The organism is Mucilaginibacter celer (assembly GCF_003576455.2).
Classification (GTDB): domain Bacteria; phylum Bacteroidota; class Bacteroidia; order Sphingobacteriales; family Sphingobacteriaceae; genus Mucilaginibacter; species Mucilaginibacter celer.
Genome location: NZ_CP032869.1, coordinates 6,466,337 through 6,478,503, shown reverse-complemented (window position 1 = coordinate 6,478,503; position 12,167 = coordinate 6,466,337). Strand labels below are relative to the sequence as shown.

Here is a 12,167-nt window from a genome sequence, read left to right as displayed (position 1 = left end):
CACTATTGTTCCACCTTCAGGGGGTTAGGGGGCGGGGCGTTAGCTGGTACGGATATTTAACCTCCGTTAAATATAACCCGCAGGCAGGCACACTGGTGCCGGCGTTCGATCTGTTTTTACTTTCAATAATTTCACGGATGCCTTCGGGCGGCATCTCGCCCCTGCCCACCATCATCAGTGTGCCTACTATAGCCCGTACCATATTACGCAAAAACCTGTCGGCCGTGATATGAAATACAATACCTTGTTCTGTTTTCACCCATTCGGCGCGGGTAATTTTGCAGTTATTGGTTTTTACCTGTGTGTTTGATTTGCTGAAACAGCTAAAATCAATATACTCCATCATCATAACCGCAGCCTGGTTCATCAGCTCCAGGTTTGGCTCATCGCGCAGCTGCCACGAAAACCCATGCAAAAAAGCATCTTTATTAAAGTGAATATGATATTGGTATGAGCGTGCCGTGGCATCAAAACGGGCGTGGGCATCGGCGTGTACCGGGATCACATTTTTTATGGCGATATCGTACGGCAGCAGGGCGTTTAGCCCCCCCCGCCCCCTGAAGGGGGTGCTTTCGAGCGCATTGGTTTCGCCTTCGGCGAATTGGGCATCGAAATGGGCGAAGAATTCTTTGGCGTGCACGCCGGTATCGGTGCGGCCGCAGCCGGTTGTTTCTATGGGCTGGCGCAGGATGGTGCTTAGTGCCTTATTAAGCAGTTCCTGTACGCTTACGGCGTTTTGTTGTATTTGCCAGCCGTGGTAGCTGGTACCGTTATATGCAAGTTCAATAAAATAGCGTTGTTGGCTCACAAAGGCAAAGTTAATAATAAGCAAGGCTTGCGGCTTCATAATTTGGTCATACTGATGTGGCAGGCTCAAATACATTTACAGCCTATAAGCAAAACATTTATATTTGCCTTTATAATTTTTAACACCATGCTGCAACGCATTCAAAGCATTTATCTTTTATTCGCCAGCCTTGTGCTGTTCGCGCTGTTCTTTTTCCCGCTTGCCCACAATGTTTATATTAATGATAAACCATCAAGCATTATGGTTACCGGTATTTACCAGGACGTAAACGGTGTACAGCAACATACCCAATCATTTGTGGCCCTTACGGTAATTACCGCCATAGTTGCCATTGTTCCGCTGGTTATCATCTTTTTATATAAAAACCGCAAACAGCAGATAGCTTTGTGCTACAGCGCCATGCTGGTACTTATTGGCTATAGCTTTTGGATGGCACAAACCGTTAAAGGCGCTGCCGGCAGCATTACGCTGGATACAAGCACTATGGGTATTGGCTTATTCCTTACCTCATTAAGCATCGTACTCATCATCCTGGCTAAAAAAAGTATTCAAAAGGATGAAAAACTGGTGCGTTCGGCCGATAGGTTAAGATAAACTCCTTATTTCTATCCATCATAAACATCTGTAAAACAGATTTTTAAATCCACATTTCCGGATAGTTTACAATTACCTGTTAACAGGTATTACAGTAAAAGCTTAAACTGCTATTTTTACTGATGAACTTATCTGATGAACAGGCTTTTAATCCGTGCACCCTACCTGGTTTTAGTTTTGTTGTTCATGGCGTTGGGATGCACCAAAGCCCGGGCACAACAAATGGATACCCTTTTTGTAAAAGGCCCCGTTAATGATGAGCTGAGCAACTATTACACCTGGTTTAAAGATGGCAGCAACAAACTTTCGCCCGGCGCGGTGCTCGACAGTCTTAAGGCCGGAAAATTTAAAGGCAACCATGGTGTTCACTCATTTAACCAGGGTTTTACCAAAAGCAGTTACTGGCTCGCTATCTATGTAAAAAACGACACTACTGTCCGTCTACCCGTTTTATGGAGTTTTTATAATAACAATATCAGTTTCAGCCTTTACGAAGTTAATCAGGCTAAAAATTCGCTCGCTTACCTGGGCAGTGCATCCAGTATGGATCCGCTTAGTAAACGTCCTTTCCCCGTGCGGAGCACATCATTCAGGATAGTGCTTCAACCACACCAATCAAAATTGTTGCTGGTTAAAGCACAAACCATTAATGCCGATAATATTTACTTCCCTACTGATATCACCACCGTAGCCGATTACCTGCAGTGGGAAACCCGCTATTCATTCCTGATAGGCAAATATATTGGCTACTTTATGTTTGCACTGGTATTTAATATACTGCTTTGGTTTGCTTTGAAAAACCGCATCCACCTTTGGCATGCGGCCTATGTGTTTACGCTTATCGGCTTTAATCTCAACGAGTTTTTGTTCGATTCGTTCACTTTTCCCGATTGGCTTTACCGGCTTTGGGTGCTTTTACCTAAATCATTATTCCTGCTGTTACCGGTTTACCTCTCATTCAACATTTTCCAGCTCTTTGTTAACCAAAAACAGGAGTATCCAGTGTTTTATAAACTGTTTGGGGGATATAAAATATTAGCTGTAATTGTACTTGTTATTGTGTTGCTAAACGCATTTTTGCTCCCTTTTGATAATGCCTTTGTTTCTATTGGGAGGCAAACAGCGTACTACCTGTCGTTTGCGGGGATTATATTACTGGGCATAAACATAATTGCGGGCATCATCAGGCGGCATTACTATACTATATTGTATTCTATATCTACGGTGTTCCTGCTACTTGCTTTTCTTGATTTTATCCTTAATGCCTTACGGGTTGGCCAGCTGTTTTTTATTTCGCCGGGCAATATAACGGTAGCCTTTACCTTCGAGATCCTGGCCCTTACGGTAATTTTTGTTTTTAAATATAAAAACGAGAAAAACAACAGCATCCACGCGCTTAATGAAACAGTAACCCTGCGCAACAACTGGACCACCGAAATTATTAAAGTGCAGGAAAGCGAACGCGAACGCATAGCCCGCGATTTACACGATGACGTTGGCGCCACCCTAAGTACCCTCAAACTTCACCTGAGCAACACCCCGGCAAAACCGCGCAATAAAAAGGAAGCGGCCGACTATGAGCGCACGATGGAACTCATCAATAAAATAACAGACGATGTGCGCAGCATCTCGCACGATTTGCTTCCGCACGATTTTATTGACGATGGTTTATTTTTTTCATTGCAAAACCGTGTAGATGCATTAAATTACCATGGCAAAATAAAATTTCAGCTGGTTACCGAGGGTGATGAAACCATGGCCGACCATACAACCGCCATCATCATTTACCGGATAATTAATGAGTTGATAAGCAATATCACCAAGCACTCGGATGCCAGCGAAGCTTCGGTACAGCTGGCCCTGCTGGATACCTGTATCCAGATTATTATTGAAGATAACGGCATCGGTATGAACAATGTAACCAACAAAAGCGGGATAGGCCTGCGTAACATTGCCAAACGTGTTGAGTTTTTAAATGGCCAGATGCATATCGACAGCAGTAAAAAAGGATCGACGTTTATAATAACTATTCCGGTTTTTAAAATTAACCAGGCAAATGATTTTACCTGATACACTTATCAATATCGTAATTGCCGAAGATCACCCAACGTTTTCGTTCGGGGTGGAGCAGTCATTGGCGCGTGTGCCCAATATGCGCATTATGGATAAGGTACTTAATGGTAAACAATTGCTGCAATTGCTCAATATTAAAAAACCCGATCTGATACTGATGGACGTGCTGATGCCCCATATGAACGGTATTGAAGCCGCTATCCGGATCAGAAAAGATTTCCCGGCCATCAAAATCATTTTTATTTCTATGTATGAGGAAAGTTCGGTGATTAAACAGTGCATGCAATATGGCCATGGTTATATCCCCAAAGCCTCCACTACCGATGAACTGATCAGCGTAATCAATACCGTAATAGCCGGCAATACCTATTTCCACAACAGTAAGCCGCTTTTATTTAAGCAGCCTTATAATGATGATCTGATTAAAAAATATAAACTCACCAAAAGGGAAATAGAGTTAATTCAGTTGTTGAAAGATGGGCTCACTACTAAGGAGATTGCCAACAAACTATTCCTGAGCACGCTCACCATTGAGACTCACCGCAAAAATATTTTCCGTAAGCTGGAAGTAAAAAACATTACCGAGCTGATAGTTTTTGCGCTAAATAACCAGATAGTAAGCTGATATTTTATTAGTTTAAGACCAGCATAAGCGCACCTTCTATTACAAAACTTATAATTAAGTTGCTTTTTTTCAGCAAATTAAAACCATTATGATAATAAATACGCCTGCCGCCAACTAATTCATGGGCATCTATTGTAATTAAAAATAATAAACACTATCTTTGCGCCCGATTTGGCGATGTTGCCAAATTCGTTATTTTAATTCATGAACAACCCATTTATTGAACTGGGAATCCGTCATGATATTGTTAATGCCATCTCTGAGTTAGGATTTGAAAATCCTACACCAATCCAGGAGCAGTCAATCCCGGTATTGTTAACAGGCAGCAACGATTTTGTCGGATTAGCCCAAACCGGGACCGGAAAAACTGCTGCCTTTGGCCTGCCACTTTTAGAACTGCTTGATTTCGAAGAAAATCACCCACAGGCACTTGTTTTATGCCCCACACGCGAACTTTGTTTACAAATCGCGAACGACATTAAGAACTACTCCAAAAAAATGAGCAACGTACACGTTGTTGCTGTTTATGGCGGAGCAAGTATTATGGATCAATTGCGCCAGATTAAACGCGGCGTACAGATTGTAGTTGCTACACCAGGGCGTATGCTTGATATCATTAACCGTAAGGCTATTGATTTTTCGGCTGTGAAGTATGTAGTATTGGACGAGGCTGATGAAATGCTCAACATGGGCTTTCAGGAAGACATTGATAGTATCTTATCTACCACACCCGAAGAGAAAAAAACCTGGCTATTCTCGGCCACCATGCCTGCAGAAGTTAGGCGGATCGCTAAAAAATACATGACCGATCCGTACGAGCTTACTATGGGCGCAAAAAACACCGGCAATGCCAATATCGAGCATGAGTACTATATAGTACGTGCCCGCGATAAGTATGCCGCGTTTAAACGTATTGTTGATTTTAACCCTGATATTTTTGGTATCGTATTTTGCCGTACCAAAATTGAAACCCAGGAAATTGCCGAATCGTTGATTAAAGATGGCTACAATGCCGATTCATTACACGGCGACCTTTCGCAGCAACAACGCGATAAAGTAATGAAACGCTACCGTGAGCGCAGCCTGCAATTGTTAATTGCTACTGACGTTGCAGCCCGTGGTATCGACGTTAACGACGTAACACACGTTATTAACTATTCATTGCCAGATGAGGTTGAAAACTACACCCACCGTAGCGGTCGTACAGCCCGTGCCGGTAAAACAGGTGTATCTATCTCTATCGTTAATGCTAAAGAGTTAGGTAAAATTCGCCAGATTGAGCGTGTTATTGGTAAAAAATTCGTTAAAGCTGAAATCCCGACCGGTTTTGATGTTTGCGAAAAACAACTGTTCTCTATTGTTCACAAAGTACATAACGTAACTGTAAACGAAGAGCAGATTGAACAATACCTGCCACGTATATACGACGAGTTTAAAGATTTCACCAAAGAGGATTTCATTAAACGCTTTGCATCTATCGAGTTTAACCGCTTTTTGGATTACTATAAAAACGCACCAGACCTAAACGCCAACATTGAAGAAGGCCGTAACAGGTTTGAAGATCGTGGCGAGCGTGGTAACGGTGTACGCGGTAATTTCACCCGTCTGTTCATCAACCTTGGTTCGGTAGATGAGTTTAACCGTGGCGATTTGTTAGGTTACATCTGTAACACTACTAAAATCAGCGGTCGTACCGTAGGTAAAATCGATGTTAAAGGTGTTTATTCATTCTTTGAAGTTCAGAACGAGGATGTTGATAAAGTGATGAGCAGCTTTAAAGAAGCCGAATACAAAGGCCGCCCTGTAAGGATAGAAATATCCGGCGAAGGCACCAGCGAACGCCGTGAAGGAGGTTACCGTGGTGGCGACAGGCGCGAAGGCGGATACCGTGGCGGCGATCGTCGTGAAGGCGGTTACCGTGGTGGCGACCGTCGTGAAGGTGGATACCGTGGCAACGAACGTCGCGAACATAGCAATGGCGGCGGTTTCCGCGATTTCTCTGGCAAACGCAGTGAAGATCGTCCGGAACGTAGAAGGAGATTTTAATCATCCGGCATAAAAAAACCACCATGTGCAAAGCATGTGGTGGTTTTCATGAGCTTCCTTTAGTAAGAAGCATTAGTTTTAGTTTAGTTTTGTTAACAAAGCCTTAAGTACCGCTGCACACGGAGAACGAAGGCTTTTGTTTTTATACACGTTTGAGTTTCTTCAACTCATTAGCAAAGCTTTCAGCCTTAAGCATTCCGCTTTAAGCTCCAAACTAACGGTTAAATTCAACAATATCCGAATCCGGATAGCAAAGCGTAAGTTTACTATCAGTAAGTTCCTTTATAGCAAACTTAGTGAAAGGGCGGGCTCCTTCGTACGAGGTATAAATGGTATCGCCTTTTACAAAATAATCCTCTTTACTGGCTTGGCCGTCATCCAGGATAAAATCCTTATCTGTAATAGAAAGTTTGGTTGCGCCATCCTTTGATTTCCAGTTACCTTCCAGCTTTTTATTTACCGCGGGGGGCGCAGGCGGGTTTGAGCAGGAATACAATACGGTGGCAGTAGCGGCAAACAACAGCATTAAAGCAAGCTTCTTCATAGCAATTACAGGTAAGGTATTTTAAACTAAAAGCCCCGCAGGGCTTGGTTAATTTTATTAATTGGCAGGTTTGTTAACCAGTTCAGATTCTTTCAGATAAACGCGGTGACCTTTTTTATCTACATAAAAATAGTGCGAATATTTGTCGATATAAATGGTTTCACCATTAGGTCCCGATTTGCCGGCGTATTTTTTATCTACAATAGCGGCAGTGCCTTTCACGGCAATTTCAGATGTTTTATGGCCTATTTTTTTAGTGGTTTTCTTGATTTTTCCACCCAGGGTTGAATCCTGATGCGTTTGGGCAAACCCCGGCGCAACCATAAAGGTACCGGCAGCTAATAAAGCTATTTTCAGCAGATTTTTCATAGCGACTTAATTAAGTTTGTTTTATTAAATCAGCTCAATTTTTCGGCCAAATTTTTCATTTCAACCACCGGCGAGCGTTTTTGATATAAAATAGCGTAAACAGCTTCGCAAATGGGGATGCTTACACCATACTGTTTATTAACCTCGTGCAGGCAATTTACTGCATAATAGCCCTCGGCAACCATGTTCATTTCCAGCTGTGCCGATGTTACGGTGTAGCCCTTCCCTATCATATTACCAAACGTACGGTTGCGGCTAAACTGCGAATAGGCGGTCACGAGCAAGTCGCCAAGGTAGGCCGATTCTTTGATATCCCTGTCAATAGGGTGCACAGCGGCCACAAAACGCTCCAATTCGCGTATGGCGTTAGAGATCAGTACAGCCTGGAAGTTATCGCCGTAGCCCACGCCGTGGCAGATACCGCTGGCTATAGCATATACATTTTTTAAAACCGCGCCATATTCAGTACCATAAATATCATCAGATACGATTGTTTTCAAATAACGGGTATTGATCATCCCGGCAAAATTAGCGGCCAGTTCGGTATCGCCCGAGGCTATCGTTAAATACGATAATTTTTCGAGCGCAACCTCTTCGGCATGGCATGGCCCGCTGATCACCATAAAATCACAAAACGATATATCGTATTTTTGATGCAAAAATTCGGCAATTATCAGGTTTTCGTCGGGTACGATACCTTTAATAGCGGATACTATTTTTTTGCCTTTTAAATCGGCCGGGGTAATATCTTTCAGCGCGTCTTTTAAAAAAGCAGCGGGTACGTTTAGCAATATGATGTCTGCTGCTTCAATAAGCGGCTTTAAGTCGGTCGATATATTCTGCTCAGGCAATTTAATCTCTACCGAACTTAAATAGTGAGGGTTATGAGCAAACTTACGCAGGTGGTCAACAGCCTCGGCATTGCGCATCCACCAAAAAATTTCTTTTTCGGTAGTGTTATCAATCAGCATTTTGATATTGGCCGTAGCCCAGCTTCCTCCGCCTACAACTGTTATCTTATTTATCTTTTTATCCATTAACTTAATAATAGCAATATGGCCGTATGGTTTTCATCGGCTAAGCAAATTAATAAAATATTATGCAGATTGGTGGCAAGACTTTTAGATGCAGGAGGCAAGAGATGGTTCCACGCCATTGCGAATAATAAAAGCCGAGGTCCCTGAAGGATTATATGACATTAAGTGTGATGGACCGCACCCTGTGCTTGTCGAAGGGTCGCGCGCAGAAACCCTCCCCGCCATGCTTCGACGGGGCTCAGTATGACACCCTTTTTTAAACATATCATGGGTAGGCACGAAGCAATCGCACGAAATCGAATCTGCCGCAGGTTTAGCGCAGCGTAACCTGTGGTTTAAAACCGTGGAAGTTTTCAACTTCCGGGTAATGGAATTTAAGTTATAAACTTAAACTATTACACACCACGGGTTACGCTATCGCTAAACCCGCGGCAGTGGGTAGGTACAAACAGAGATGCCCGGCTTCGCCGGGCATCTCTGTTTACTATATTTTTCTCATCTGCACATCTGAAATCCGCACATCTGCACATCCACTCATCTACTGCTTATTATTCTCGGCACTAAACAGTTTCGATTTATCAACTTTCTCCACCATCTGCCCGTCGCTCAATGTTTTAGATATGGCCGAGAACGGACCGGAAACCACTTCTTCACCGCCTTTCAATCCCGATAACACCTGGATGTACGAATCATCCTGGATGCCGGTAGTTACCTGCACCTGTTTCAGTTTCCCTGCATTCAAAACAAACACATATTCTTTGGCAACCGGGCTTATCTGAGGCTTGCTTTTATCGTCATCAGCTTTCGGCGGGCCATCATTTTGTTTTTTCTCTTCGCGGGTAGTTACCGATTGAATTGGTACTGATAAAGCTTTGGCCGAATTGGTACTGATATCAACAGTAGCTGTCAATCCCGGGCGGAATGGTGATGGGTTATCGGCTGTTTTTTTCAACAACGCGATGTACGATTCGGGGTTGATCCTTACTTTAACCGTAAAGTTGGTCACCTGATCGGCCGAGGTACCTACTACGTTGGCCGAGCTGCCTATTTCGGTAACTACACCTGTAAATTTCTTGCCTAAAAATGCATCAATCTCAATTTTTGATGAATCGCCAAGCGAGATCCTGTTGATATCGTTTTCGTTCACATCAACATTCACATCCATTTTGCTCAAATCAGATATGGTCATGATCTCGGTACCGGCAAATTGCTGGGTACCTAATACACGTTCGCCTTTTTCGATAGATAGTTTTGATACCACGCCATCAACAGGTGAATAAATAGTGGTTTTGGCAAGATTGTCCTGAGCCTCTTTCACCGAAGCCTGCGATTGAGCCAAACCGTATTGCGAACCAACTACATTTTGTTTAGCTGCCTCTAAAGCGGCTTTTGCATTTTCGTAAGCCGCTTTCGCGTTTTCAAACTCAGATACGGTTAACACCTTATTGTCGTAAAGTTCTTTACTGCGTTTGTAAATACCAACCTGGTTATTGTAAGTTGCTTCGGCCTGCTTTAGCATCTGGCTGGTGTTACCAACGCTTGCTTTTTGGGTATTATATGAAGCCACAGCACGGTCATAGCCCGATTGCAAAATATCTGGCCTGATTTTACAAAGCAACTGGCCTTTCTTTACGACGTCACCCTCTTTAATAGGTAATTCAACCACCTCGCCCGATACTTCCGGACTGATCTTTACCTCAACATGCGGTTTTATTTTACCACTTGCCGATACGGTTTCGTTAATCATCCGCGTTTCGGCCTTCTCTACGGCAACCTGCGTTAAGGCAGGCTTGCCAATTAAACCGGTTACTTTGGCAACGATCAGCAGGACGATCAGTGCACCAAGGCCTATCAGAATATATTTAGTAGTTTTTCCCATGACGGTGAATTATTGAATATTTTATGGTTTTAGTTTTTAATTAAAGGGTTATCGGGTTGCCTAAATAGTAATCAATCACTTTGCTCCTGAAAATTACCTGGTACTGCGCCTCAATCATATCAAACTGCGATTTATTGAGGTTGGTTTGCGATGTATTATAATCGAGCGAGTTAACCAAACCTACTGTATAACGCTGTGATATGGTATTAAAAGCAGCCTTATTGGCGTTATAGGTTTGTGTTGCCGATTGATAGCGTTTATCCGCAGCCTGCAAATCCCATACGGCCTGGTAAATAATTTTGCTCAGGTTGTTACGGGCAAGTTGCGCCGTTACTTCGGCATTTTGATTTTGCAGTTTGGCCTTACGTACGGCGGTGCGCGTGGTAAAGCGGTTAAAAATCGGAATCTGTAAACTCAAGCCTACTGTTTGGTTAAAGTTATCGCTTATCTGCCTAAAAAAAGGATTGCTTTTAAACCTGACGATATCGCCGGAAAATGGATCGGTATAAGCTATATTCTTGGCATCCGAAAAATATGAACCTGCCGCGCCGAATAATACTACCGAGGGGTAATAACCGCTTTGGGCTATTTTAATACCCTGCGCGGCGGCTTTCTGGCGTTGATCGGCCAAAATCACATCAGGGTTAACGGCGGTAGCTGTTTTTACAACATCCTGCGGATCATAAAGTATCTTAACATCTTTTAGTTTGCTTATATCGGGCCTTTCAACTTTGATATCGGTGGCCGGGTCCATCTCCATATACTGTTTTAGCGTTAATAAGGATTGCTCCAGCTGATTCTCAGCATTGGTATAATTAAGCTCATTGGTTGATACTTGTGCTTTAGCCTGCGACAGATCGGCAAGTGTCTGGTTACCCACATCAAAATTTTTCTGGGCACGGTCTAATGCTATTTTCGAAATATCAATCTGTTGTTGCGCTGCGGTAACCAAATCCTGGTTGGTTAGCACTAACAGGTAAGTTGTAACTACGTTTAATATCAGGTCGTTCTTTACTTTGGCAACATTTGTCCTATCAGCATCAAGCAAAATTTTGTTTTGGATGATGGTATTGCGCAACTGACCACCCTGGTACAGCGTTACTTGTGAGTTAAAATTACCATTAGCAGCCAAAATTCGCTGGTTAACGAACTGGTTGGTTGATGGGTCGATATTGCGGCCGAAATTAAATGATGTTTGCGGACTTACACTTAAATTTGGCAATTGATTGTTTTTTGATTGTTTCAGGTCTTCCTCGGTAATTGCCGCGGTAAACTGGGCTTGTTTAATGGTAAGGTTGCGTTCAAGCGCCAAATCAACGGCTTTTTGCAGGCCTATTACCTCTTGTGCACCCGCATTAAGTCCAAACATGCTAAGTATGATGGTGCAAATGAGCGTTGCCTTTACTGATAGTAATTTTAGTTTCATAAGGTTTTTCTATACAATGTTAAGCAACTGTTCATTACATTGCAGCGTTTATCTTTGTTAAATGTTGTTAATCGGGAATAAAACACAATTGTCTTGATCCGTATGTATTTGGTTAAAACTCCGCGACTGCTGAAAAAGCTTTATCCCGAACTGATTTGGGATGTAAACCAAACTACCCCTTGTATTTATCTCACTTTTGACGACGGCCCTATACCAATTGTTACACCAGCTGTATTAAATATTTTAAAACAATACAATGCCAAAGCCACCTTTTTTTGTATTGGCGATAATGTACGCAAACATCCCGACATTTTTGAAGAGGTAAAAGCAGGCGGCCACGCCATAGGTAACCACACTTTTAACCATTTAAAAGGCTGGAAAACCGAAACGCAAACCTATGTTGATAATTTTTTACATGCAGATGAATTGCTGGATACTACGCTGTTTCGCCCCCCTTACGGGCGTATTAAGCGGGCGCAGATTAAAGCTTTAAAAACAGCCAAACCCGGTTTAAAAATTTTTATGTGGGATGTGCTGAGCGGCGATTTTGACATGACACTGAAGCCGGAGGATTGTTTGAAAGGCGTGCTGAAATATACCGAAGCGGGATCGATGGTGGTGTTTCATGATAGCCTCAAAGCTTTTAAACGGTTGGAGTACGTTTTGCCGAGGGCTTTGGAGGTTTGGAGTAAGGGGGGGTATAGCTTTGGCCCCCTAACCCCCTGAAGGGAGAATTTTGACGATTAAAACAAATGCCATTGTTAAT

At 42.9% G+C, this 12,167-nt stretch carries 11 protein-coding genes; 5 read left to right on the top strand and 6 right to left on the bottom strand.

The features are described from left to right. Positions 1 to 16 precede the first annotated feature (16 nt). Positions 17 to 847, bottom strand: coding sequence for a tRNA pseudouridine(38-40) synthase TruA (gene truA, locus HYN43_RS27020; RefSeq protein WP_119409145.1), 831 nt, complete (start codon positions 845 to 847; stop codon positions 17 to 19). A gap of 87 nt (positions 848 to 934) precedes the next feature. On the opposite strand from truA, the gene HYN43_RS27015 reads away from it, so the two are divergent. From HYN43_RS27015 to HYN43_RS27000, 4 genes are all read left to right on the top strand, one after another. Further along, positions 935 to 1,402 (top strand): DUF4293 domain-containing protein, encoded by a 468-nt coding sequence (locus tag HYN43_RS27015; RefSeq protein ID WP_119409144.1) that lies wholly within the window; start codon positions 935 to 937, stop codon positions 1,400 to 1,402. A 135-nt stretch (positions 1,403 to 1,537) separates the two neighbouring features. Next, a complete protein-coding gene (locus HYN43_RS27010; RefSeq protein ID WP_119406972.1) occupies positions 1,538 to 3,472 on the top strand; it encodes a sensor histidine kinase in 1,935 nt (644 codons plus the stop codon). Then, positions 3,459 to 4,100 (top strand): response regulator transcription factor, encoded by a 642-nt coding sequence (locus HYN43_RS27005; protein WP_119406971.1) that lies wholly within the window; start codon positions 3,459 to 3,461, stop codon positions 4,098 to 4,100. Before HYN43_RS27010 ends, HYN43_RS27005 begins: the two co-directional genes overlap by 14 nt. A 204-nt stretch (positions 4,101 to 4,304) precedes the next feature. Next, positions 4,305 to 6,146, top strand: coding sequence for a DEAD/DEAH box helicase (locus tag HYN43_RS27000; protein WP_119406970.1), 1,842 nt, complete (start codon positions 4,305 to 4,307; stop codon positions 6,144 to 6,146). A gap of 214 nt (positions 6,147 to 6,360) precedes the next feature. On the opposite strand, the gene HYN43_RS26995 is transcribed toward HYN43_RS27000, so the two are convergent. The 5 genes from HYN43_RS26995 to HYN43_RS26975 form a co-directional block, all read right to left on the bottom strand. Then, a complete protein-coding gene (locus HYN43_RS26995; protein WP_119406969.1) occupies positions 6,361 to 6,690 on the bottom strand; it encodes a hypothetical protein in 330 nt (109 codons plus the stop codon). Between the two features lie 57 nt (positions 6,691 to 6,747). Further along, positions 6,748 to 7,059, bottom strand: a complete 312-nt coding sequence (locus HYN43_RS26990) for a hypothetical protein (RefSeq protein ID WP_119406968.1) — start codon at positions 7,057 to 7,059, stop codon at positions 6,748 to 6,750. Between the two features lie 29 nt (positions 7,060 to 7,088). Continuing rightward, positions 7,089 to 8,096: an NAD(P)H-dependent glycerol-3-phosphate dehydrogenase gene (locus HYN43_RS26985; RefSeq protein WP_119406967.1), complete on the bottom strand. Its 1,008-nt coding sequence runs from the start codon at positions 8,094 to 8,096 to the stop codon at positions 7,089 to 7,091. Positions 8,097 to 8,634: 538 nt separating this feature from the next. Continuing rightward, positions 8,635 to 9,975 carry an efflux RND transporter periplasmic adaptor subunit gene (locus tag HYN43_RS26980; protein ID WP_119406966.1) on the bottom strand — a complete coding sequence of 447 codons (1,341 nt, stop codon included), beginning with the start codon at positions 9,973 to 9,975 and terminating at the stop codon, positions 8,635 to 8,637. A 40-nt stretch (positions 9,976 to 10,015) separates the two neighbouring features. Beyond that, on the bottom strand, positions 10,016 to 11,401 hold the full coding sequence (locus HYN43_RS26975; RefSeq protein WP_119406965.1) for a TolC family protein: 1,386 nt from the start codon (positions 11,399 to 11,401) through the stop codon (positions 10,016 to 10,018). A 102-nt stretch (positions 11,402 to 11,503) separates the two neighbouring features. On the opposite strand from HYN43_RS26975, the gene HYN43_RS26970 reads away from it, so the two are divergent. Beyond that, positions 11,504 to 12,127, top strand: coding sequence for a polysaccharide deacetylase family protein (locus HYN43_RS26970; protein ID WP_119406964.1), 624 nt, complete (start codon positions 11,504 to 11,506; stop codon positions 12,125 to 12,127). Positions 12,128 to 12,167 lie beyond the last annotated feature (40 nt).